This window comes from Nocardia sp. NPDC051900 (assembly GCF_044452545.1).
Classification (GTDB): Bacteria; Actinomycetota; Actinomycetes; order Mycobacteriales; family Mycobacteriaceae; genus Nocardia; species Nocardia sichangensis.
Map to the genome: position 1 here is coordinate 1 of NZ_JBITBU010000032.1, position 22,057 is coordinate 22,057.

The 22,057-nt window shown below is 65.5% G+C and carries 22 protein-coding genes and 2 pseudogenes; 9 read left to right on the forward strand and 15 right to left on the reverse strand.

Annotated elements, in window-relative coordinates; all coding sequences use genetic code 11:
* Positions 1-1,017, forward strand: a 1,017-nt coding sequence (locus tag ACIA5H_RS35035; protein ID WP_397080325.1) for a GAF domain-containing sensor histidine kinase, incomplete at its 5' end; no start/stop codon positions are given.
* Positions 1,018-1,314: 297 nt separating this feature from the next.
* Here the strand turns inward: ACIA5H_RS35035 and ACIA5H_RS35040 are convergent.
* Both ACIA5H_RS35040 and ACIA5H_RS35045 read right to left on the reverse strand, forming a co-directional pair.
* On the reverse strand, positions 1,315-2,325 hold the full coding sequence (locus ACIA5H_RS35040) for an alpha/beta fold hydrolase (RefSeq protein WP_397080327.1): 1,011 nt from the start codon (positions 2,323-2,325) through the stop codon (positions 1,315-1,317).
* A gap of 349 nt (positions 2,326-2,674) precedes the next feature.
* Positions 2,675-4,513 carry an AMP-dependent synthetase/ligase gene (locus ACIA5H_RS35045; protein ID WP_397080330.1) on the reverse strand — a complete coding sequence of 613 codons (1,839 nt, stop codon included), beginning with the start codon at positions 4,511-4,513 and terminating at the stop codon, positions 2,675-2,677.
* Between the two features lie 136 nt (positions 4,514-4,649).
* Between ACIA5H_RS35045 and ACIA5H_RS35050 the strand changes: the two genes are divergently transcribed.
* On the forward strand, positions 4,650-4,985 hold the full coding sequence (locus tag ACIA5H_RS35050) for a hypothetical protein (RefSeq protein WP_397080332.1): 336 nt from the start codon (positions 4,650-4,652) through the stop codon (positions 4,983-4,985).
* 688 nt (positions 4,986-5,673) lie between these two features.
* Here ACIA5H_RS35050 and ACIA5H_RS35055 read toward each other — a convergent pair.
* The 5 genes and pseudogenes from ACIA5H_RS35055 to ACIA5H_RS35075 form a co-directional block, all read right to left on the reverse strand.
* Positions 5,674-7,026 (reverse strand): phosphoribosyltransferase family protein, encoded by a 1,353-nt coding sequence (locus ACIA5H_RS35055; protein ID WP_397080335.1) that lies wholly within the window; start codon positions 7,024-7,026, stop codon positions 5,674-5,676.
* Between the two features lie 220 nt (positions 7,027-7,246).
* A complete protein-coding gene (locus tag ACIA5H_RS35060) occupies positions 7,247-8,149 on the reverse strand; it encodes a universal stress protein (protein ID WP_397080408.1) in 903 nt (300 codons plus the stop codon).
* Between the two features lie 32 nt (positions 8,150-8,181).
* The gene (locus ACIA5H_RS35065) at positions 8,182-8,460 is read right to left on the reverse strand and encodes a DUF1918 domain-containing protein (RefSeq protein WP_397080337.1); all 279 of its coding nucleotides are present in this window, start codon (positions 8,458-8,460) and stop codon (positions 8,182-8,184) included.
* A 325-nt stretch (positions 8,461-8,785) separates the two neighbouring features.
* A pseudogene (locus ACIA5H_RS35070) lies at positions 8,786-9,089 on the reverse strand (SLC13 family permease); the annotation flags it as partial.
* Between the two features lie 58 nt (positions 9,090-9,147).
* A pseudogene (locus ACIA5H_RS35075) lies at positions 9,148-9,498 on the reverse strand (hypothetical protein); the annotation flags it as partial.
* A 65-nt stretch (positions 9,499-9,563) separates the two neighbouring features.
* On the opposite strand from ACIA5H_RS35075, the gene ACIA5H_RS35080 reads away from it, so the two are divergent.
* The 4 genes from ACIA5H_RS35080 to ACIA5H_RS35095 all read left to right on the forward strand — a co-directional run bounded on the left by ACIA5H_RS35080 (position 9,564) and on the right by ACIA5H_RS35095 (position 14,097).
* Positions 9,564-9,893: a hypothetical protein gene (locus tag ACIA5H_RS35080; RefSeq protein ID WP_397080339.1), complete on the forward strand. Its 330-nt coding sequence runs from the start codon at positions 9,564-9,566 to the stop codon at positions 9,891-9,893.
* A gap of 138 nt (positions 9,894-10,031) precedes the next feature.
* Entirely contained in the window at positions 10,032-10,895 is an 864-nt protein-coding gene (locus tag ACIA5H_RS35085; RefSeq protein ID WP_397080342.1) for a universal stress protein, read from the forward strand.
* A gap of 161 nt (positions 10,896-11,056) precedes the next feature.
* Positions 11,057-12,457: a wax ester/triacylglycerol synthase family O-acyltransferase gene (locus tag ACIA5H_RS35090; RefSeq protein ID WP_397080344.1), complete on the forward strand. Its 1,401-nt coding sequence runs from the start codon at positions 11,057-11,059 to the stop codon at positions 12,455-12,457.
* A 59-nt stretch (positions 12,458-12,516) separates the two neighbouring features.
* The gene (locus ACIA5H_RS35095; protein ID WP_397080410.1) at positions 12,517-14,097 is read left to right on the forward strand and encodes an MFS transporter; all 1,581 of its coding nucleotides are present in this window, start codon (positions 12,517-12,519) and stop codon (positions 14,095-14,097) included.
* Here ACIA5H_RS35095 and ACIA5H_RS35100 read toward each other — a convergent pair.
* The 6 genes from ACIA5H_RS35100 to ACIA5H_RS35125 form a co-directional block, all read right to left on the reverse strand.
* Complete coding sequence (locus ACIA5H_RS35100; protein WP_397080346.1) at positions 14,079-14,360, reverse strand: hypothetical protein; 282 nt, start codon at positions 14,358-14,360, stop codon at positions 14,079-14,081. The genes ACIA5H_RS35095 and ACIA5H_RS35100 overlap by 19 nt on opposite strands.
* A gap of 196 nt (positions 14,361-14,556) precedes the next feature.
* On the reverse strand, positions 14,557-14,778 hold the full coding sequence (locus ACIA5H_RS35105; RefSeq protein ID WP_397080348.1) for a hypothetical protein: 222 nt from the start codon (positions 14,776-14,778) through the stop codon (positions 14,557-14,559).
* Positions 14,779-15,014: 236 nt separating this feature from the next.
* Positions 15,015-16,424, reverse strand: coding sequence for a GNAT family N-acetyltransferase (locus ACIA5H_RS35110; protein WP_397080350.1), 1,410 nt, complete (start codon positions 16,422-16,424; stop codon positions 15,015-15,017).
* A gap of 112 nt (positions 16,425-16,536) precedes the next feature.
* Positions 16,537-16,989: an Hsp20/alpha crystallin family protein gene (locus tag ACIA5H_RS35115; protein WP_397080352.1), complete on the reverse strand. Its 453-nt coding sequence runs from the start codon at positions 16,987-16,989 to the stop codon at positions 16,537-16,539.
* Positions 16,880-17,476, reverse strand: a complete 597-nt coding sequence (locus ACIA5H_RS35120; protein ID WP_397080412.1) for a hypothetical protein — start codon at positions 17,474-17,476, stop codon at positions 16,880-16,882. The genes ACIA5H_RS35115 and ACIA5H_RS35120 overlap by 110 nt, the downstream gene beginning before the upstream one ends.
* 240 nt (positions 17,477-17,716) lie before the next feature.
* Entirely contained in the window at positions 17,717-17,914 is a 198-nt protein-coding gene (locus ACIA5H_RS35125; RefSeq protein ID WP_397080354.1) for a hypothetical protein, read from the reverse strand.
* 255 nt (positions 17,915-18,169) lie between these two features.
* Here ACIA5H_RS35125 and ACIA5H_RS35130 point away from each other — a divergent pair, with 255 nt between their 5' ends.
* The 3 genes from ACIA5H_RS35130 (at position 18,170) to ACIA5H_RS35140 (ending at position 20,017) form a co-directional block, all read left to right on the forward strand.
* Positions 18,170-18,472 (forward strand): hypothetical protein, encoded by a 303-nt coding sequence (locus tag ACIA5H_RS35130; RefSeq protein ID WP_397080356.1) that lies wholly within the window; start codon positions 18,170-18,172, stop codon positions 18,470-18,472.
* Positions 18,465-18,800 carry a hypothetical protein gene (locus ACIA5H_RS35135; RefSeq protein ID WP_397080358.1) on the forward strand — a complete coding sequence of 112 codons (336 nt, stop codon included), beginning with the start codon at positions 18,465-18,467 and terminating at the stop codon, positions 18,798-18,800. The genes ACIA5H_RS35130 and ACIA5H_RS35135 overlap by 8 nt, the downstream gene beginning before the upstream one ends.
* 575 nt (positions 18,801-19,375) lie before the next feature.
* Positions 19,376-20,017: a DUF6088 family protein gene (locus ACIA5H_RS35140; RefSeq protein WP_397080360.1), complete on the forward strand. Its 642-nt coding sequence runs from the start codon at positions 19,376-19,378 to the stop codon at positions 20,015-20,017.
* 338 nt (positions 20,018-20,355) lie between these two features.
* Here the strand turns inward: ACIA5H_RS35140 and def are convergent, their stop codons facing one another.
* Together def and ACIA5H_RS35150 are read right to left on the reverse strand one after the other, a co-directional pair.
* The gene (gene def, locus ACIA5H_RS35145) at positions 20,356-20,922 is read right to left on the reverse strand and encodes a peptide deformylase (RefSeq protein WP_397080362.1); all 567 of its coding nucleotides are present in this window, start codon (positions 20,920-20,922) and stop codon (positions 20,356-20,358) included.
* Complete coding sequence (locus ACIA5H_RS35150; protein WP_397080364.1) at positions 20,919-21,890, reverse strand: multiprotein-bridging factor 1 family protein; 972 nt, start codon at positions 21,888-21,890, stop codon at positions 20,919-20,921. The genes def and ACIA5H_RS35150 overlap by 4 nt, the downstream gene beginning before the upstream one ends.
* Between the last annotated feature and the right edge of the window lie 167 nt (positions 21,891-22,057).

The following is a 22,057-nucleotide window of genomic DNA, read 5'->3' on the forward strand; positions in this document are numbered from 1 at the left end:
ACACACCGGCTCACCGGCTCCGAACGGACCTATCTCGCGGTCGTCCCGGACTCCGAGGGGCCACCCGAAGAGATCACCGAACTACTGATCACACATACCGCCGGCGCCGCGCACGACCAGCGGCTGATCAAGCTGCCGTTGGGAGACACCACCATCGGTCAGGCCTTCCGACAGCGTTCTCCCCAGCGGGTGGACGACGCTCGCCGCGCGGATCTCGGCAAGATCTTCCCCGACGCCGGGCCCGCACTCGTGCTGCCCATGCAGACCTCCGATTCCACGGTGGGCGTGCTGGTCGCGCTGCGCGCAGCCGAGTCGGCGCCCTACAACAACGAGATCCTCGAACTGACCTCCGCCTTCACCGACCAGGCCGCGCTGGCGATGCAACTGGCCGACGCACAACGGCGCATGCGGGAACTGGACATCCTCTCCGACCGCGACCGCATCGCACGCGACCTGCACGACCACGTGATCCAGCGGCTGTTCGCCGTCGGGCTGAGCCTGCAGGGCACCGTCCCCCGCACCCGCGTGCCCGAAGTGCGCGAGCGGATCAACGAGGCGATCAACGACCTGCAAGATGTCGTCCAAGAAATCCGCACCTCGATCTTCGACCTGCACGGCGGCGACAGCGCGCGGGTGCGTCAACGCATCGAGGAAGCCATCCGCCAGCAGACCGCGCCCAGCGGCATCCGCACCTCCGTGCGCATCAGCGGGCCACTCTCGGTCATCGATCCCGAACTGGCCGATCACGCCGAAGCCGTTGTCCGCGAAGCGGTCAGCAACGCCGTACGGCACTCCGGAGCCGACACCGTCTCGGTCGAGATCACCGTGGCCGACGACCTGACCATCGTCATCGAGGACGACGGCTGCGGGCTACCCAGCGACATCACGCCCAGCGGTCTTGCGAATTTACGGGCGCGAGCCGAGAACGCGTCCGGGACCTCTACTCTCACAGCCGGAATCGGACCGGACGGAAGCCCCGTCGGCACCCGACTGCACTGGACAGTGCCGCTGCGCTGAGCATCGAAAGCGCGCCACACCACATCGGCACGCATCCCGCCGCACAGCGGCCCATGCTGGTGGGTGTCCACCGTGACGTCGGGCGCGCGGCGTGACGTCGGGTATTGCTCAATCGGATCGGCCCACCGGCCTGGACGAGCGAACACACGATCAGCAGCCGAATATCCGCAGGCCTGCTTCGAACCGGCGCCACCGGGCAGAACCGCGATCGAGAAGAGCCGGGTGCGCGGTGCGTGACAGCAATGTCGAACAGTGAATTCCGTTCGCCGAGTTCGGCGCGGGTCTTCCGAAGTGCTGTCATCGCGCGAGACCGCGGTGAGTGTTCTGAAGCCCGAAGGCCTCGATCCATGAAGTTCCGTGAGGTCCACTGCCGGTGTTCGTAGATGCCGCAGGCCCCGGATCCTGTTCGCAACCGCGGGATCTCGCTGTTCGTTCTGCCGCAGGGCGGTCGGTGGTGGCGCCAGGGTGGGCAACTGGTTCGCCGATCACATTGGTGATCAGTTCGCCGAAGGCGTGGGGGTCGTGCATGAGCCAGGTGTGGCCCCCGGGCACGGTGATCGCGTGCGGGTCACCGAGCGCGGTCCGCAACGACAATGAAGTGGATTCGGGTATGACCGTGTCCCGTTTGCTCCACACTACGAGGATGGGGAGGCGGCGCTCGGTGAGCGCGGACAGTTCGGAGGCCAGATTGGCGGTCCGGGCGATATGGGCGACTTCCCACACCGCGGTCGGGTTCCGCAGAATGTTCGGCACTGCATCGCGCAAGATCACCGGCAGGACCCGGGTTACCTGACGGCGCGGAAGCAAGTCGGCCTGTAGGTGCAAGCCCCAGTCCCACAACGGACGTTCACGCAGCGCGCGTACCACTCCGCGGCCGTCGGTCCATGCCGAACCGCCGATGGAGTTGACCAGCACCAGGTGCTCGGCGAGGTCGGGCAGGTCATGGGCGGCTTTGATCGCGACGCCACCCCCGAAGGAGTGCCCGACCAAGGTCACCGGTCGGGGCAGGCCGATCGTCTCGGCGAAGTCGCCGACCCACCGAGCGTATCCGGAGAGACTTCGCTGCTCAGCCGGCAAGCTGGCGGTGCCGCCGAACCCTGGCATGGCTGGGGCGCACACGCGCATTCCCATGTGGATGAGCTGATCGAGCGGACCGGCATAGGCCCGTCCGCCGAGTCCCCAGCCGTGCAGGAAGACTACGCGAGGGCCTGACCCGCCGACTGCGTAGCGGGCGGCTCGGCCCTCGACCAGGATCGATCGCCACCGCAGCCGAGGAGTGCGGCGCTGTGGTGACTGTTTCGCGTTCACAGCTTCTCCTGACGTCGGCTCGACGGTTCCGCCGTTCATGCTCGGGGCCGCGCAGCCCCCGGTTCCGCTTTCGCGACTGCTATTGACAGCCAACTCGTCCATATGGAGCATCGCCGACAGCTTTACCCAATCGGAAGTGCGGAACGTCCGGTGCGTCCGGGCCGCCGGTCTCTCGATCTCAGGACTTTCGGCACCCGCAATTCCGGCATGCATTCAGCACGCCCACTCCCGCACCACCTGGGTCAGAGATCACCCACCGAATGAACCGCAGTCGCACAACCGCGGGTGACACCGGTGGTGGTCGCCTGCCCCAACCTGACATGTGCGAAGCGACAGTCATCGATCGACTTCAGTGGTAGAGGGCGTCGATGCTGTCGGCGAGGTTCTCGACCACTATCTTGCGGCGCAGTTTCATACTCGGTGTGAGATCACCGGCTTCGACAGACAGTTCGTGGTCGATGATGTCGAATTTCTTGATCTGTTCCCAGCGATTGAGTTGTGAGTTCAGGTGGTCGACGTAGGCGGCGATCACGTCGTGGGTCTTCTCGTCCCGCGCGATTTCGGCGAGCGGTTTGCCGGCCAGACCGTGCTTGCCAGCCCATTCGGTGATGCTCGGGGCGTCGAGGCCGACCAACGCGACGCAATAGGGTCGTGTTTCTCCGTAGACGATCAATTCCGCCGCGTACGGACACATTCCCTTGAACGTGGCGGCAATCGCCGATGGCGCGACATACTTACCCTGCGAAGTCTTGAACAAATCCTTCTTGCGGTCGGTGATGTGCAGGAATCCGTCTGCGTCGATCTCGCCGATATCGCCGGTGCGGAACCAGCCGTCCGCGTCCAAAGCCTCGGCAGTGGCCTCGGGACGGTCGTGATAGCCACTCATCACGCCGGGACTTCGGAGCAGGATCTCGCCGTCCTCGGCGATCTCGACCTCGGTGCCGGGAAACGGCTTGCCCACGGTTCCGAACCGGTATGCGCCCGGGCGGTTGATGAAGGAGGCGGCGGCGGTCTCGGTCAGGCCGTAGCCTTCGAGGACAACGATTCCGACCGCGTCGAACCACTGCGCGACATCGCGGTCCAACGGGGCCGCAGCCGAAACGAAGTACCGCAACCGACCACCGAAGCGTTCACGGATTTTGGACAGTACCAGCTTGTCGGCGACTCTGTGCTGCAACGAAACCAGCAACGACGGATCCTTGCCGGCCTGTCGCGCCCGCGAAACTTCCAGGCCGACCCCGACCGCCCACTCGAAGAGCTTCTTCTTCAACCCGCCTTCTTCGGCCATCATGCCCTCGATCCGGGCATGCGCCTTCTCGAAAATGCGCGGGGCGGCCGCAACGATTGTGGGATGCAGTATCGCGAGGTTGTCCACGATCTTGTCCACCCGGCCGTCGATTGCCGTGGGAAAGCCGATCAGCGGCGACAGCGCCAGCATCACCTTTCCGAACGCGTGGGACAGCGGCAGCCACAGAAAGTTCAGATCGTTGGCGTTGAGAACGTTCAGGGCGTCGATCGCTGCGGCGCTGTACGTCCATGCGGAATGCGGCAGCCGAACCCCCTTCGGGGTGCCGGTCGTCCCGGACGTGTACATGATGCTGCCCAGGTGCTCGGGCCGGATTCCGCGGATGCGGTCGGCCACCGCGTCGGGCGATTCGGCGAGCACTCTCCGTCCGCGCTCTTGGAGCTCATCGAGAGTGATCACCCAGTTTCCGTCGCCCTCGCCGTCGAAGATCACCACCTGCCGAACGTCGGGCAACTCGGCGCGGTGCTCGATCAGTTTGTCGACCTGCGACCGATCCTCGGCGACGACGACACGGCTGCCCGAGTTGGCGACGATGAACGCGACGCCCGGGGCGTTGGTGGTGGGGTACACGGTGGTGGTGGCCGCACCAGCGCACATCACGGCGAAGTCGGCGAGCACCCATTCGTACCGCGTGGATGACACGAGCGCTACCCGGTCCTCGGCCTGGATGCCCAGCGCGATCAACCCGGCGGCGAGAGTGTCGACGCGCTCACCGAACTGCTTCCAGGACACGCTGGTCCAGCGACCATCATCAAGGAATCGGAATGCCTCCGTATCGGCAGTCTGCGCGATGCGGTCGACCAGTAGCTGCGCAACCGAGGATGCCCGTTTCTCGATCTTGCTGAGATCGGGAGGTTCCTCGAATTTTTGGAGGACCTTCATTACCTCATTTTACGGATTTCCGGCCGATCGATAAGGCACTTCGGCAACCGGCCCGGACAGGGGACCTAAGACTCTTCATCGGCTGCCGCCGGTCGCGATTGACTCAGAATTCTCAAGAGAATTCCAGAGGTAGGCCATGGCCGAGAACAGGCTGCACATCCACGCGGGCAACAAACAGAAGACCGCGGCAGGAACACCGTTTCCTGAATCGTGTGTCGTCCAAGTCACCGATTCCTCCGGTGCCGGAGTCGAAGGTGTCGAGGTGTGTTTCACTCTTCGGGGTTCGGCGGCGCCGGTCTTCCCGTCACCGCCCAGTCCTGACGGCATTCGTTGGCATGCCGTCACCAGCTGCGCCGGTCTCGCTGCCGCAGTCCCGGTCACGCCCTACTTCACCGGGACCGTGGAGGTGCACGTGACCGCGGAAATGTTTCCGGGCCCGAACACCGTCGACTTCCATCTCGCCGCGATCTGACACGCTCAGACCGCTTCCATGGTGGGCGTGTGGGTGGATCGACGACCACCGATCCACTCCCGCCAACGGCACTCACCTTCCGTCACCCGGTCGCGGTGCTGGCCTGGCCGGATCTGGCCGCGGTCACCGAACCGACACGCGCGACCACCACCGTCGGCGTCGCTGCCCGCCGCCGTGCTCGCCTGCGACCGCTGCGCGCTCGGCATGCCGCTGCGTGCTCGGCGCCGGACCGGATTTCCGTCCGTCGGGACAGACCGCGCAACGGCGTGAGATCGGCTTCCATCCCTCTCGAAGACCGCGACTGCGCATCCGTCACCGCCGCAGTCGGCCATGACAGGCTCGGCCGCCCAACTCGACGTCGATGTGCGGCACAGGTGCACGGTCTCATGCCCGGGCGCTGCGACCCTAGCTGGTGTTGTGCGCTGATTCCGCACCGAGAATGTGTCAGACCTGACCGAGCAACGCGTACTGCGGACGCTCACCATGCAGCCGAGCGATGGCATCCGCCAGCAGTGGAGCGACGGAGCAAACTTCTATCGGTGCGGCCGAATCCTCATGTGCGATCGAATCGGTCACTACGACACGGCGCATCGCTCGATGGCGCAATCGGCGGACGCGACGTCCAGCAGGTCGGCCACAGCGGCTGCCAGTTGCGGATCGGCGCTGCCGGACAGAACCCGAATCGACGTCACAGTCGCGTGTCCGTCCGTCTGGCGCCGCTGTCGACCGCTGGCGCGGGCGCCAGTTGAGCCACCAGCCAATCACGCGCGAGTTCGGCGACCTTTTCCAATGCGCCCGGTTCGGCGAACAAGTGCGTGGCACCGGGCACCACGGTGAGCGCGGTTTCACACGACATCTCCTGTGCCGCCAACCGATTGAGCTCCAGCACCTGATAGTCGTGCCCACCCACGATCAGCAACGTCGGCGTACGCACCGCCGGAAGCGCCGGTCCAGTGAGATCCGGCCGACCGCCACGCGACACCACCGCGGCGATAGCGACACCGGGATCCGCCGCAGCGCGCAGCGCCGCGGCCGCACCCGTACTGGCGCCGAAGTAACCGATCCGCATACCGGCGACCTCGGCTCGACCGGTCAGCCATCGGGTGACCTCGAGCAGCCGCCGCGACAGCAGCGGGATATCGAAAACCCGCGCCCGATCGACTTCCTCCTCCGGCGTCAGCAGATCGAACAGCAAGGTGGCAAGCCCCACTCGGTTGAGCGCCTCGGCTACGAAACGATTGCGCGGACTGTGCCTGCTGCTGCCGCTACCGTGCACGAAGACCACCATCCCGAGCGGATTCTCGGGGATGGTGAGATGCCCGGACAGTTCTGTCTCTCCGATCGGGATCTGGATATCCTCATCACACAGTGGCGGATCGTCGCCGGATACATGAGCCGGCATCCCGCGGTCTCCTGCGGCACGAAGCAGCAGGTCGACCTCGGCGTCGGTGACCTGACCGAAATTGCGGTACCAGCTGCCGACCGCCCCGAACCACATGGGCATCTCGAGGCAGACCACCTCGTCGGCCACCTCCCCCAGCGCCGCCAGTGTGTCACGCGGAGCTACCGGGACAGCCAGCACGACCCGTTGTGCGCCTTGTGCCCAGGCGACCTGGCAGGCGGCTCGGGCCGTCGCACCGGTGGCTATACCGTCATCGATGACGATGACCGCCCGGCCCGACAGCGGGATACGCGGGTGAGCGCGCCGCAGCCGCTCGGTTCGCCGCCGCAGTTCGGCGCGTTCGCGTCGTTCCACTGTGGCAATCTCGTCGCCGGTGAGTCTCGTATAGCCGAGGACGACGTCGTTGATCACTCGGACGTCGTCTTCGCCGATCGCGCCGAAGGCGAGTTCCGGCTGGTATGGCACACCGAGTTTGCGAACCACGATCACATCCAAGGGCGCGTCCAGCGCCCGTGCGACCTCGTAGGCCACGGGGACGCCGCCGCGGGGTAGGCCGACCACGATGGCATTTTCGTCCCGGAGGTACTCCAGTCGTCTCCCCAATCGACGCCCGGCGTCACGGCGATCATCGAAATACATCGCAGACCTCCTTCCACACCCAGTGTGATTGTCGTCGCCTCGGCTCGGGCAGGTCCGATCGTCGCCGAGTGGAGAGCCGTTGGTCCTACCCGGTCGTCAGCTGGTTGACTCGCGGTTCATTCCGCGCGCGACGGCGCACCACTCACCGCTTTCCCGGCTGAACTTGCCGCCGAGGGCCAGCTGTCCCCCGGACAGCTGGTCCGCGAAAAGTAGACGACATCTATTGCTGGTCTCGGGGCTCAGGCGCGACGATGATCGGACATTCCACCGAATTCACCAGCGCCGACGTGATGGAGCAGGGCAGCAGTCCGGTGGCGCCCCTACGGCCACGGCTACCCACCACCAACAGCTGCGCGCCGCACGCTTCGTCTGTCAGACAGCGAACCGGGCTGTCGTGGGCCAACACCCGCCGTACCGGTACCTCCGGATATCGCTCGCCGAATCCCGCGAGATTCTCCGCCAACGCCGCGTCTTCCAGCTCCCGCACGGCCTCCCAGGCCGGGATGAGATTGGTTCCACGCGTATCGCTCCATGCGTGCAACGCGATCAACTCCACCTCCCGACGCGATGCCTCTTCGAACGCCAGCCGCACCGCCGATCCACAGTCGCGTGTCCCATCCACTCCGAGCAGGACCGGCCTACTCACGGACTCCGCATCCGTAGCGGGGGCCGACCGAACAACGGCGACCGGGCAATGGGCGTTCTTGATCACCGCTGTGCTCACCGACCCGGGCAATCGACGGCTGAAGGCCCCGAGACCACGGTGGCCGACGACCACCATTCGCCACCATCGCGAACGATCGATCAGGTGCGCGACGACCGGATCGTCGATCAGTGCGGTTTCCACCGTCAGCGTCTCATCGGGTGCGGCTTTGCGAGCCGTATCCCTGGCCTCGGCGAGTATTCGCTCTCCGTTGCGTCGCCGCACTCCGGCGGTGTCGGTCGACCAGTGTCCAGGACCGAAGCCGGTTCGAACGGACGCCACGATGTGCAGTCCGCGCCGGTACAGCGCCGCGTCCGCCGCCGCCCATGCCACGGCGTGGTAGGAGGAAGCGGAACCGTCGACGGCGACGACGGTGGATCGGCCGATGTGTTCGCACGGTGGGGTTGTGTTCTCCGTCATGGTGTTCACCTGGTAGCTCGGAGGTGTCCTACTCAGGCGCCCGAGGACCTCGCGGCAGATCGGCTCGCCCGATAGTGCCTGGAGGACAGATGTGCCTCCGCGATTTCTTCCTGTGCCCGCAGTTCGTCGCGGGTGACTACATGTGCGTCCGGGCCGGGAAAGGTGAGTGCTCGATGGCCGGTGTCGATCCAGTGCACGAGATAAGGCGGCGTTCCGTCGCTGCCGTGCACTTCCTCGATGAGACCGCGCCGGACCGCGCCGCCGAGATTGCGACCTTCGACTATCAGCCAGTCCCCCACCTGCGCATGCATGCGCGCAACCTCCTCTCTGCTCCCCACCCGACTTATCGTCGCAATCTGCCAGCAACCGATGGTAGGGCCATTGGTCGCAGGTCGGCGCTGCACTCGGCGCCATGTAGGGCCATTGGTCGTTGAGACGGTGAACCCGATGCCCTAGCGTCGCCGGGGCATTCGGCGCACGCTCGGATCGCCCGACTCGAGCGGGAGCTTGGAGTTGCTCTACTGCGGTATCGGATGCACAGTCGCTACTCATCGGTGAACTCGCCTTCGCCGAGGCCCATCGCGGGATGACAACGTCCGAATCGGGGTTTTGGTCGGCACCCTCGCCGCCGCGGGGCTGTTCGAGGAGCCCGGTCTCGACCAGCGCACCGACCATGACGAAAAGCCCCGCGAAGAACAGCAGCGTCTCCCATTCCACCGCGGCCAGGTACTCCTGTTGCGGTAGGCCGGAGATGATTACCAGAATCCCGGCACCCAGCAAAGCCACCACCGATGGCTCGATATGGAAGGCCGAGTGCCCAACGAACCCGGTGAAGACCACCCACCAAGACGACCGCGCATTTGGTCAGCAGGCCGCGATCGCGGATCGCTTCCCGTTCGTCCAGGGACATGACATCGGCGACTCGCGCGGGTTCGACTGCTTCGCCCCTCTGGCACGGCCCACACCTCACCGTCGAAGCGGAGCGCGGCGAACGCCTCGAGACTGTCACCACCGAAACCGGCCCCGGCCAGATAGTCCAGGTGTTCGGATGTGAAACTGAACTGCTCCAGCCAGTCGAGGCAATCGCCGACTCCTGCGGAGGCGAGAAAACCCCGGTTGGCGGGCAGGTCCCGGACGAACAGGCTGAAAGTGGCAAGTCCGGTCATCTGCCTGCGGAGGTAGCTGTCCACCATGGTCAGTTCGTAGAAGTCGGTCAGCAGCGCGCCGGACATATGTAGAGCATGTTGCGCACCGCGGTCCGGGCTGCAGAGGCGAAGGTCCTCAGCGTCGTCACCTCCGGCTGGCTCGGTGACCGCTTCGGGCGGAGTCCACGCCGCCATGAAGGTCATCGGACGTTCCCGTGAGGGACGTCCGACCCTAGGCGGACCATAGCCGTCGCGACGACCCTGGTGCCATGTCTCCCAGAAGCGATTCACTCGAAGCGTCTTTGCGCATCGCGCGCCGGATCGTCACCGCGGTGCCGATGCGCCTGCGCTCGGTGTTGCGCGGCGCGACCGGCGCCGAGGGCGTTCACCGGGTCGCGCCCGAGGATGCCATCGCCGAACGGCTCGAGGAGTTGGAGCACCGAGTGCTACTGCTCGGCGACGCGGTCGCGGTTCTCGCCCGAGGACTCGAACAGCTGCCGAGCAGCGACACCGATGATCAACGCCGAGCCGACGCGGCCCAGCAAGCCCACCGCATCCTCATCGCCGAGCATCTCACCAGCGCATCCGCACCGCAGTAGCTCGTAGCGGCAGGCCGGACGCACGCGGCAGGGTGCGCGACCTCGCACTCCGCCGAGTTCCCGGTCCGGTAGCTGGTTGTCGCGAGATCGCTCGGAATCGGAACTCGCTGTCGCGCCAGTCCGAAAGAGGCGAAGAAGATGTCCAGGATCGGTAATCTCCCCATTCTCGTCGGCGTCGACGGATCGCCCGTCGCGCTCGCGGCGCTACGCTGGGCTGCCGTCGACGCCGCCCGCCGTCACGTGCCGCTGCACCTGCTCTACGCGATCGGTGTCCTCGGTGAATTCGGATCGGGCTTCGAGCTCGGACAGTTCGACTTCGACAGTTACCGCCAAGGCGGACTGGACGCGCTCGAAACCGCCCGCGCGACCGCCGTCGCCGAATCCGCGTCGATCGGCGAACTCGACATCAGCACCGAACTGGTGGACGCCCCTGCGATCCCGGTCCTGCGCGATCGCTCCAAAGCCGCGCGACTGCTCGTTGTCGGCACCCACGGGCTTGGCGCGGTCAGCCGCAGACTGCTCGGTTCGGTGAGCACCGCCTTGGCACGGCACGCCGCATGCCCGGTCGCGGTCATTCCGGAAACGCCCGCGTCGCCGCACCGCCCGGTGGTGGTCGGCGTAGACGGCTCCCGCAGCAGCACGCACGCTGTCGAGATCGCGTTCGACCAAGCCGCTTTCCGCGGTGTCGAACTGGTCGCAGTGCACACCTGGTCGGATTTCCTGCGCTTCGAATCATCCGAGCAAATGCAGGAGGAGGGCGAAGAATTGCTCTCCCGCAGCATTGCCGGATTCGGTGAGAAGTATCCGGAGGTTCCGGTGCACCGCATCGTGACCGAGGACCGTCCCGCCGACCGGCTTCTCATGATCGGCGACAAGGCCCAGCTCATCGTGGTCGGCAGCCACGGTCGCGGCGGCTTCTCCGGAATGACGCTCGGCTCGGTCGGTCAGGCCGTCCTGCACGCGGCTCAGGTGCCGATGATCATCGCCAGGTCGGCGAGTTGACCACGCACGGGCGGAACCGAGTTCCGCCGCGGAAAGGAGCCCAACGTCACCTGCGCCCGTGACATTGGCATCTCACTCGGAATGTCGTATCCACGGGAGAATTCTTTCTGTAGTTCCAGCCAACAGGCAGCAGCTTGCGACGCTGCCGGGACAGGTTCGCGATGACCGAATTGGGCCCGCTGGACACGGGCTTCATGGAAATGGAAGACACCGACCGCCGGGTCAGCCTCGGCATCGGTACGGTGGCGATCCTCGAGGGTCCATCGCCATCCAGGGACGAGCTGCGCGGCTGGCTGGATCGCGGACTGGAGCGGCACGCACGGCTGCGCCAGCGGGTGCGCCGCGTGCCATGGGACGTGAAAGCGCCGGTGTGGGAGGACGATCCGAATTTCGATCTGCACCATCACATTCGGTGGACCGCGTTACCGGCCCCGGGCGGCGAGCGGGAGTTGCAGGAGCTGATCGCGACCGAGCTGACCGAGCGGCTGGATCGTGACCATCCGCTGTGGGAAGTAGTCGTGGTCGACCAGTTGACCGAGGACCGCTGGGTGATGATCCTCAAGGCTCACCACACCATGGTCGACGGCATCTCCGAACTCACGCTGCTGGAAAGCTTCTGCGACCCCGCCCCGGTCGACGTCGGCGAGCACCGAAGGCCGAATGGAAAACGTTCGGGCGCCGGGATTCTGAAACTATTGACAAAAGTGATGCAGGCACCGGTGGCCATCCCGCGTTCCGCCGTGGGAACCGTGCGCACTTTGGCGCCGGTGCTGTACGCGGCGATCGCGCCGGCAAGCGAATCCTCGCTCAACGGCCCCATCGGTAAACAGCGGCGCTACACCGTGGCGCGAACCATGCTCCCGCAGGTCCGAGAGATAGCGACGGCCTTCGATGTCACCGTCAACGATATCGCCGTGGCCGCGATCACCGCCGCCTACCGTCGATTGCTCCTCAGCCGAGGCGAACATCCGACACCCACCGAACTGCGCATCGTCGTACCGGTCTCGACCCGAACGACGGAGGCGAAACAGGTGCTCGACAACCGCGTCTCCGCGGTGATCGCTCATCTGCCGATCGAACTCGACCAGCCCGTGGAGCGCCTCATCGCCGTCCACGAGCAGATCGGCAGGCACCGAGCCCGGGGCGAAGCCGACGCCGAGAAATCGGTGCTCTCATTCTCCCGGCGGCTGCCGTTCGGGATCGTGGCCGAAGTGTTCCGGCTGGCGGTCTCCTTCCCTCAGCGCGGCGTCGTCGCACTGGCGACCAACATTCCCGGACCGCGGCACCGCCTGACACTCGGCGGCCGGAAAGTGATCGAGTTGTGGCCCTGCATCCCCATCGCCATGCGGGTGCGCACGACGATAGCGATCCTCAGCTACCTCGACCGCCTGACGTTCGGCATCACCGGTGACTACGACACGACACCCGACATCGAGACGATGTCCTCGAGCATCACGACCGAGATCGCGGTGCTGCTGGCCCACGCCCGCAACCGGCAGCTCACACGACGACCGCAACCCGCCATCGGTACCGCCACCGCTCGATCACGGCATGCGAAGTGAGTCCGGAACAGCAACCGGCGCCCGGCACCGATCCGGCGAACGCGGCAACCAGCCACAACCTGCCGGTCGTACTCGCCCTCGCCTTCGCATTCACGATCACCGTCCTCGACCCCCTCGTGCTCAGCCTGAACCTGCCGCAAATGAGCCGGGACCTACGCGTGCCGCCGCAACTCGTCGGTCCGCTCGGCGGAACGGCGACCCTCGTGATGGCCGCCGCCGTCCTCGCCGCGGGCAATCTCGGAGATGCCTACGGGCTCAAGCGGCTGTTGATGACCGGCCTGGGCATCGTGACCGTCGCCGACCTGCTCTCCCTGCTGTCACCCGGCTACGGCTACCTCTTCACGATGCGTGTACTCGACGGCCTCGGGATGACAGCGCTGCTCGGCGTACCGCTGGCTCTGCTGAAGACATCGGTACCGGAGCAGAAGCGCCCCACCGCCATCGGTGTCTTCATGGCGGTGGAGATGATCCTGTGTGGTGTGATCCCGGCGCTCACCGGTTGGATGGTGACCGCCGTCGGCTGGAGATCGCTGTTCCTGGTCGCCCCATCGCTGTCGTTGCTCGCGCTGTGGCTGACCGCCGTCTATGTGCCGGAGTCGCCCGTTCGGCAGCGCCCTCGGCTGGACGTGATCGGTGTGGCATTGATCGGTTCGGCGCTGCTCGGCCTCGTCGTCGGCATCGCCGCCGCGCAGAAGGGCGTTCTCCGGCCGGAAACCTGGCTACCGCTCGCCTTCGGCGCTGCGGCGGCGACCGCATTCGTGCTTCATGAACGGCATACACCCGAACCAGCCTTGGAGTTGACGCTGTTCCGCAGCGCGACGTTCGGTGTCGCTCTGGCGGCGGCACTCACCCTCAACTTCCTGTCCGCCGGATTGGGAGTCGCGCTCGGACAGTTCGGGGGCAAGGTGCTGTCGCTGTCGCCGGAGGCCATCGGCACGCTGTACCTGCCCGGCACACTGCTGATCGCGGGCGCCGTGACCGTGGCCGGGCGCTTGGTGGGCGTTTACAGCCCACGGCCGGTGTTGATCACCGGGCTGTTGCTGCTATCGGCGAGCGGATTGCTGATGGCGGGAACGGCGAGTCCCACGATGGCGCTGTGGTTGCTGGTGCTGGCCACCTGGCTGTGTAATCTCGGCGCACTGGTCACCTCTACTTCGGTGTCCGAAATGGTGTTGTCGGAAGCACCGCCCGGACGTTCCGGTACTGTCGCTTCCGTCCAACTGGCCTCCGGAATGACCGGCTACGCCTTGGGACCCACCGTTTACCTCCTGCTGCTGAACATCTTCTTCCGGCGGGAATGGCTGGCCGACGCGCACTCGCGCGCACTGTCGGCCACCACCGCCGAGCGGGCAGTCGACGCCGCGCGCAGCGCGGTGGCTCACAGTCCGGGCAGCGCAGGTTACGACCCCAACCTGTTGCGGCAAGCGGCCGGCCTGCGGCTCGATCTGGACTTCGCGGACGCCCTTCGGCTCACCATGCTGACAGTCAGCTTCCTACCGATCGTCGTGGCCGTGGCTGCGCTGCTACTCGTGCGTCGCCGCACCACACGGCGCCCCGGCTTCCGAGTGTTCTGCAGCCGATCACGAGAGCGGCATGCCGGCGGTTCCGCGCTCGACTCAGATCACCTACCGCGCCAGTAGGGAGCCTTCGCCACCGGTAGCGCCTCGCCGGTCAACGCCGATTCGTCGATTTCCAGGCCATCGGCCTCGAGCAGCCGGCAATCCGCAGGCACGCCCTCGCCCGGACCGAGCCGGATGATGTCGCCTGCTCGTCGTAGCGCTCGATCGGCCCCGGCGGCAGTGGGATGGGCCGCGCCGCGGCGCACTGCGGCAGTGGGCGCCCCTGCGGCGGCGCCGTGTACCGCACCGGTTCCACCCGTGTGAAGGTAGTCGCGCGCGAGCACTCTTGCCGCAGGAGCGATACGCGATGCACGAGATCGACGGCCGGGCTGAGCGGGTGTCGTTCCACAGCGCCCACGGCGGCAGCCGCGAGCCTGAGCGCCAAGTCCACCTCGGCGGTGCCGAAACGCCGTTCAAGCGGGCTCCGCAGCCTCTCTTGGTTCTGCTCGAACGCGATGACGGGTACGGGTTCGACCGGCGTCAACCGCGCGGGCACGCGCACACGGCGCCGACCGTGCCGACGGCGATCGCGGCCACATCGGAGCACGCAGCGACCAGATACCTCGCCGGACCGGTCCGATCCGTGGGAGGCTCGGTGACAGTCGCGGGGAACGGACCCTCCGCAGCGGCGGACTCCGCCTCGCGCACCGCGACGAGAACGACGTCCTCGTCCAACTCGGCAGTCGACTTTTCGGCGACCACCAGACGTCCGCACCCGGCGTCGACACCCGTTCAAGCAGAGCCCGGCAGAGAACTGTCCGCTGAACCCGCCGATTCGACACGAACCTCCACAGTGCGGGTTCGTTGCGCATGGGCATCTCATACGAAGGAATCGAGGCCGGCGGAGGTGACCGACATCGTTGCCGCGACGGGCGGCGGCGTGACCAACTGCATCGGACTCCGGTGGGAGCAGCGGTCGTCGCGCTCCTGCCCTCCGTTCAGCCGATTCGTGCATGCTGAGCCTGCCTGTGGGCGTCCAGTCCGAGGTCGAAGTGGGCAACGGTGCCGTCGTACCGCAGCGCGTCCTTCCACCCCTGTTCGGCGATGATCGCGAGCATGAGGGTGTTCTCCGTCAGGATGTCGGCGGTGAGACGTTCGACTCCGCGGAGGTAGGCGGCCGTCCCCAGCCGCCGGACGAGCAACGTGCCGATGCCGTGACGCTGGTCGTGGGCGACGACCGCGAGCGCGATCTCCGCGGCGACATGCCCGGGCGTGGCGTCGGTGACCACGTAGTTGGCGACCCCCACCAGGTCCGCACCCTCGAAAGCGCCGAGCGCCAAGTGCGTGGAGTCGTGCAGGCACATTTGTTCGGCGAATGCCTCGATATGCTTCGGGAGGGCGCTGAAGAACCGGAGACGCGCATCGTGCGCCGACATCTGCCGATGCAAAGTCGCGACCGCTTCCCGGTCTTCGGGCGTGAGCGCGCGAATCTGCACGCCGGGAATCGGGGGAGCAGGCCGGGCAAGCGGATTCGCGCCGAGACCGACCGGAGGCGTCCGTGACGGGCAGATCATGACCGGGCACCGGCTGCGGCGGAAGAGTTCCGCGTCGAAACCGCGCACCGCAGAGACCGGCGCGTGTCCATCGGCTCCGGTGACCACCAGTTGCGCACCGATCACGCGTTCGCTCAACGCCGCATCCGATATCTCGGCAGAGGCAGCCACAGTGACATCGGGGAAGACTTCTCGTGCTGCGGCCACGTCAGCGTCGAGGGAGTTTCGCTCAGTGGTCACGGCCGGAACTGGTTCTGTGGGGATCACGGCGGCTGGTTGTTCCGGCCCGACGCACAACGGCAAAACCGATGCACCGAACAGGTTGGCGTAATGGAAGGCGGCGACAGCAGCGCCGGTATCGCCGCTGGCGCCTGCCACAGCGAGGATCACCAGGCGTCGATCCGGAAGCTGGTCGTGCCGCCCCCGCCAGACGATCACAGGGCAGATCGCGTGGTCGGCGATCGTGGCGCTGTGGAAAGTGGCCGCCAGTACATCGAGCGCCCCCACATCCGGGTGGCCGAGGACGACCATCCGAGCGTCCTCTTCCACGCTGGCCAGTGCCTCTTCGGCTGGTCCACCTATCACTCCGCCGGTGACGAGGAGTTCGGGATAGCGGCGGCGCACGGCGGCGATGGCGTTGTCGACGGCCGTCGCACTTTGCCGAGATCTCGCTGCCGGATCGGTTCGCTTCGAAGCCGTTCTCGCGGATAAGCCGTCACACGATGTAGGGACGTAGACGATCCGCAGAGGACACGACAGCCGCTCGGCGAGACATGCCGACCATAGAGCGGCCGCGTGACCTATTGGTGGGTGGTCGACCGTCACCACGATCGGGGAACGTCCGTCTGCCATCATGCGATCCTCCAGTATCCGGCGGTCGACCTCGGTAGCCGCCGAAGGATGAGGCGCTCACATTCACGATCGGCGCCGCCCACGTTTACGCCGCGTCGCCGTGCGGCTTCCAGCCTCAGCTGGGTCCGTTTCCAGTCGTCGTCTTGATTGCGATGTGCTTTTCGGGTGCATCCGATTCGGATACCGGTACGCTCACCGTCAAGATCCCGTCTGTATAGGTGGCCTCGATGGCATCCTCTTTCGCCCCTGTGGGCAACGGAACCGAACGATAGAAGCTGCCGTAGTGAAATTCCGACCGGGTGCCTTCTTCATTACGTTCGGCACGTTCGGCCTTGATGGTCAACTGCCCTTCCCGGACGCTGATGTCCACGTCTTTGGCCGGGTCGACTCCGGGCAACTCGGCGCGCAGAATGTAGCGGCCCTTCTCGAGTCTCTCCTCGACGCGAATCATATGGCCTTCAAGTGACGTCCAGACGGGCCTCGATTCGAATCGAGTCATTAAATCGGACCAATCGGGCAGCGCTGGCCAGGCTGGTAGCAGTGCCTGGCGCGGGGAAAGCATGCTCATTGTGTGACTCCCCGATGAAGATTGTAAGTGCGGTTGATGACTTATTCATTCCACGCGGGTTCCACATCGGGCAGTAGGGTCGACGGTCCTTCATTCGAATACCCTGGTCCCGGGTGTCGCAAGACGGTAAGGGCAAGATCGCCCGAATGACGTCGAACCCTTCGACGGCGCGCCTTCGCTCCCGCAGTGATCGAAGACCGCATACGCGTCCACGCCATTTTCGGTGAGGTGATCGTCGTAGGCGACGATAGACCGTTGCCTTTGGCGATCTTGGAGTCGGAGAACTCGCGTGTCCGCTGACAGATGCGCGGGTTGCAGAACGCCATTGATGGACTGCGGCGCCGAGGTAGCGGTTGTGCGCGAGTCTGCGGGCGACGACGAATTCGCTGCGTCCGGATCGGCGGGTGACCGGTGCGGTGCATGCGCAGCATTGCAGTGCGTTCGCGGTCGTGTATTGCTGGGGGCGGTTCCCGATTTTGCCTGCGATCCGGGCGGCAAGGACGTCCCCGAGTCCCGGGGAAGCTCAGGTAGGTCTTACCGCCCGGGACGGCTTTTCCCGGAGAGGGATTCCTGGGCTGCTTGTCACGACCATGGCGAACATCGCCGAGCAGCAACTCGCCGATGCGCCGTGCCCAGTCTTTGTGGGCCTGTCCCAGGACGAGCAGCTGGTTGGCGGTCATCGCGGTGGTCGTGGCTTTGGCGAGCACCAGATACTCGCCGGGGGCAACTACTCGACCGCCAGCGCACCCAGCACCCGCACCTCGGCCGGGTAGGGTTCCAGCTCCGTGCACCGGGCCACGAGCTTTGCGATCCCCGCCGGAGTGTGATCGATACGGAAGCCCTCGATTACTCCTTGGCCCGGCAGCCCCCGCGCCACATCGCGAAACGCTTCGGCCCAATCGATCCCTACAGCAAGCAAATCCACTGCCTCCAACATATCCACTTGACAAAATCAGCGGGACCGCGGGCACTGCGTCGTGCTGATAGACCAGTCCTCACCGGGACGACACCTTCTGAGACGACCCGCCCACGGCACAGGGCCCCCGAGGATGCCGTCTCATTTCAGTCTTCGCAGGACAAACAGCGAAAGCGTTCCCCGGAGGTCCCAGCCATGAATGAAGGTAGTGCTATCGGCTTCGCCCTCCTCCCACGCGCGTAGTCTCTGCGGTAGTCTGAGAGTGTGGCGATCGAGTGGTACTGGGCGCTCGCCCAGATGCTGGCGCGAACAGGAGTCGACCCGGACGACGTATTCGACTTGGTGGATGCGTGGATGAAAGGGAATCGGCCGGTCTGGCTACGGTCGGCTGCCGACCCGGCGACCGGGCTGGTGTCGCTGGTGATCTGGGGTCGCGCCGAGGACGGCACACCGATATCGGTGTTCGCCCGTCGTCTCGGTCGCGACATCGAGGTGTACAACGCCGCGTACCTCACTACAGACCAGGCCGCGGACTTCGAGAAGTGGGAGGCGACCCGCAATGACTGATCCGTTCTTGAACATGAGCCCGGCCGAAGTGGCGGCGATGACCGAGCGCCTCGAGTTCACCGATGAACCGGTCACCCCGCCGATCGAGACCGGCCCGGCCGCCGAACCGGTCCTCATCCCCCGATCGGTGAAACTGACCCGTGACCTCGACCAGGCGTGCAAGCGCCGCGCCGCGAACCTCGGCATGTCACAGTCGGCCTATATCCGTTCGTTGATCGAACGCGACGTGGCCGAGGCAGGAACCGGCGAGCAGCGACCGGCGTGGGTGCGCGAACTCCTAGCCGTGATCGCTCAGCACGAGAACGACGAGCACCGCAAGGCATCCTGAGCCGAGTTCAGCGGTCCACGTCGACCAGTCGGGATGACCAACTCCTGTGGAGCGGCGTCCGAGACGTGGAGCCCGGTCGACATCCAGATCGCGACCGCGGTCTGTGCAACTGCGCGAATGGCCTGTTCGCTGCGGAATCGCGATCTGCGATTTCCCGAACACTCCCGGATCCCGGGCTGATGCTGATGGGTTCGACACGTTCTCACGGGCCAGCGTGCACATTACGCCGAGAGAGCGAGTGCTTCCGATAGGCCCGCGTCCCACCGTCGTGATGCCGACCTACTAGGGCGACACGAACGTGCGTGTCAGTTCCCTGCCGTCCAGGCCAGATCCTCTTCACGGAGCAAGTCGGCCCACATCGCGCTGAACGCAAACCGGATCAGAGAAGCGGCACATCAGTGCGCAGGCACGCGGCTTGTCGAAACAGAAGCCCTTCGTCAGTTCAGGTCGAGACTGCCTCGGGCTCGTCTCAACCACACACTGAACATTTGCGGAGGGCAAAATTCTTTCAACTGGATGGCCTTGAACCATCGACAGGGGTTGGTGTCACGTTTTTTGCTATCTGGAATCGTGACATGTTTTCGATACAGTTTCATGTCATGCGAGCGGCGATAGGTGACGCCAGTAAGGCGTTGGTGACAGCGCCGGTCGGCAGTTTCGTGCATACGAATCGCCTGCCGGGGACTTCGGCTGCTGCCACCTCAGCAGTCAAGCGCGCATACCAGCGTGGAGAGCTGGTACGTATCCGCAGGGGCCTGTACTTCAAGGGCGCTAAGACCCGTTACGGCACAACCCGGCCGTCTGCAGAGGTCATCGCCGTGGAGGTGCTGGGTACTACCGGCGCCGGGCCGACAGGATTCTCCGCAGCGCGTGCGCTTGGGTTAACCACCCAGGTCCCTGCTGAGCCGACCATGGTCGTGACCGGGCCAGTGCCGTCAGCGGTGCCCGGGATGAAGGTGTCCACGCGCGGCAACCTCAAGCGGCTGGCGTTGACGTCGTTGGAGATCGCCGCACTCGAGCTGCTGCGTGGTGACTGGGAGACGACTGTCGATGAGGGGTGGTCCGCGCTCGCAGATGCAGTTGGCAAAGCGGTGGCTGCCGGAAAGCTACGTTGGCGCGAACTCGCGACAGCTGCGGAAAGTGAGAGATCTCCTAGGTTGCGCAAAAATCTGCAGCGACTGAGCGAGGAATTGCAAGTTTCAGGCACACTGACCTGATACCTCCTCTACTGCGTGAGCATCCCTGCGCGCAAACAGTTGATCCGGGCGAGGTGGTCGCTGACGGCGTCCGTTCGATCTCGGCCTGTGGTTGCCGAGGGCTGTCTTTCTCACGGCGCGGACACCGTTGGCGGCGTGCTCGGCTCGGCCTCCAAACCACGTCTGCTGGTACAGTCTTCGGGATTAGCAGCAGGCCCCACGCGGGGGTAGATCGACTCCACGCGCGGTTATTCTCGGTGTCAGCCTTGTCGCCGAGCCCGACCCGGCTGCGGAATCGCGATTGTTCTCGAGGGCGCGCGGCCGGTCGTGATCCGTTGCGGTGATTGGGAATTCGCGCTCTACTCGTAGCTCCAGCTCCGGCCGGTCAGGCGGTATTGCTCGACCGGTATCGGTTGCGCTTCGGGTTTCATGCGTGCTGTGTAGAGGATGCCGTCGAGGTGGTCGATTTCGTGCTGGATGAGGCGGGCGAGACCGTCCTGATATTGCTGCCGACTGAGTTCGCCGCTGTATGAGGTCGTTTCGACCTCGATTCGCAGGGGCCGCGGTACTTTTCCGCGGACGTCGAAGAAGCTGAGGCAGCCTTCGTATTGCTCGTCTTGGTCGTCGGAGTGAGCGACGATGGTGGGGTTGAGAAGCGTGATCTTTTCGGTGTTCGGTTCGGGCGGCTGGACGACGGCGACTCTGCGACCGATCCCGAGCTGTGGCGCGGCGAGTCCCATGCCTTTGGCGAAGTTGTGTACGCGGCGGGCGCGGTGCATGGCGGCGATGAGGTCGTTGACGATCGCGGTCGCGAGGTCGTGCTCGGTAGGGAGGTTCAGTGGCTGGCTGGGCTGGTGGAGTATGGGGGTGTCGGATTGGACGATTCCGATGCCGCGCATGGCGTCGCTGGGTTTGGTTTCGATCACGGTTGCTTCCTTCCCTGCGTGGTTGCCTCTGGTGAGGATCGGAATCGCCATTCCATCCGGTATCGGGTGTGTAGCGGTGGCCGGGTGGTGTTCCAGGTGAAGATCGCGGTGTCGTTGTCGTCGTGTCTGGCCGGTGCGGTGGGTAGTGGTCTGGCGTCGGCGGTCATCGATGTTTCGATACCCCACACGGCGGGGTCGAGCACGGCAGGGAATGCCAGGGTGACCTCCAGTCGCTCGGTGGGCAGGCGGACGGCCCGCTGGAACCAGCGGCCCCATTTGGTGTCGCCGACACAGTAGACGTAGTCGATCCACACCGAATCGCCCGGATACAGCGGGAATCGGGCGTTGTCGTTTTCGAACAGCAGCCACACCTCTTTGAAAGCGTCATGGTCGTGTTTGGCCTCCCACCGCATCGGCTCCCCCTGGCATGCCGCCGTCAAATCCAGTTCGTTCCAGGTCAGTGGATTGTGCCGATAGTGCTGCTTGGACCGTTCAGGCTCGCCTGGGTACCGGTCGACGCTGATGCGGATGAGGAAGCGGGTGATCGGCTCGACTCCGATGTTGCGCAGCAGCCGGCGCATCGTGAGCCGGTAGGCGGTGCCGTCGTAGTCGAGACGAGCAGCGTCGTGCTCGACGACGAGATCGGTTCCGGGGTACTGGCTCGACGAGCCTGGCGTGGTGGTCGGTGCGGGTTTGGATGCGTGGAGTTTGGCGGTCTCGTAGTCGCGCCAGCGTTTCCAGATCGCGGTGCCTGACTCGAGGGCTTCGTCGGCGCGGCGGGCGAAGTCCTCGGTGGGCCGGTGGCGTCCGGATTCGATGTGGCTGACATAGGAGGCGTCGAAACCCATCCTCGCGGCGAGGGCCTTCTTCGCCAACCCTTTGACGTCGCGCCAGTAGGCGACTTCGGCGGCGAAGGCTTCGGCGGCCTGGTCGACGCCGATGCTCTGCTGTCGCTGTGGTGTGTTCAACCCTCGTGCCCCCGACTGCGGTGTGATCGCGTGAATGGAATGAACCGTGAGTGAGTCCAGTTCAGCATTCCCTCACCCCCAGCGCCACCGATTCACTGAACCCACGCCCGCAGCCGTTCAGCCACCGTCGACCACGGTGGCGCTACGGCTGAAACACGCTCAGCGGG

What these genes read in the sequence shown, in the direction of transcription:
- ACIA5H_RS35045 (WP_397080330.1), bottom strand. Translation starts at nt 4,513, where the DNA reads ATGAAGGTCCTCCAAAAATTCGAGGAACCTCCCGATCTCAGCAAGATC.
- ACIA5H_RS35050 (WP_397080332.1), top strand. Translation starts at nt 4,650, where the DNA reads ATGGCCGAGAACAGGCTGCACATCCACGCGGGCAACAAACAGAAGACC.
- ACIA5H_RS35055 (WP_397080335.1), bottom strand. Translation starts at nt 7,026, where the DNA reads ATGTATTTCGATGATCGCCGTGACGCCGGGCGTCGATTGGGGAGACGA.
- ACIA5H_RS35060 (WP_397080408.1), bottom strand. Translation starts at nt 8,149, where the DNA reads ATGACGGAGAACACAACCCCACCGTGCGAACACATCGGCCGATCCACC.
- ACIA5H_RS35065 (WP_397080337.1), bottom strand. Translation starts at nt 8,460, where the DNA reads ATGCATGCGCAGGTGGGGGACTGGCTGATAGTCGAAGGTCGCAATCTC.
- ACIA5H_RS35080 (WP_397080339.1), top strand. Translation starts at nt 9,564, where the DNA reads ATGTCTCCCAGAAGCGATTCACTCGAAGCGTCTTTGCGCATCGCGCGC.
- ACIA5H_RS35085 (WP_397080342.1), top strand. Translation starts at nt 10,032, where the DNA reads ATGTCCAGGATCGGTAATCTCCCCATTCTCGTCGGCGTCGACGGATCG.
- ACIA5H_RS35090 (WP_397080344.1), top strand. Translation starts at nt 11,057, where the DNA reads ATGACCGAATTGGGCCCGCTGGACACGGGCTTCATGGAAATGGAAGAC.
- ACIA5H_RS35110 (WP_397080350.1), bottom strand. Translation starts at nt 16,424, where the DNA reads ATGATGGCAGACGGACGTTCCCCGATCGTGGTGACGGTCGACCACCCA.
- ACIA5H_RS35115 (WP_397080352.1), bottom strand. Translation starts at nt 16,989, where the DNA reads ATGAGCATGCTTTCCCCGCGCCAGGCACTGCTACCAGCCTGGCCAGCG.
- ACIA5H_RS35135 (WP_397080358.1), top strand. Translation starts at nt 18,465, where the DNA reads ATGACTGATCCGTTCTTGAACATGAGCCCGGCCGAAGTGGCGGCGATG.
- ACIA5H_RS35140 (WP_397080360.1), top strand. Translation starts at nt 19,376, where the DNA reads ATGTTTTCGATACAGTTTCATGTCATGCGAGCGGCGATAGGTGACGCC.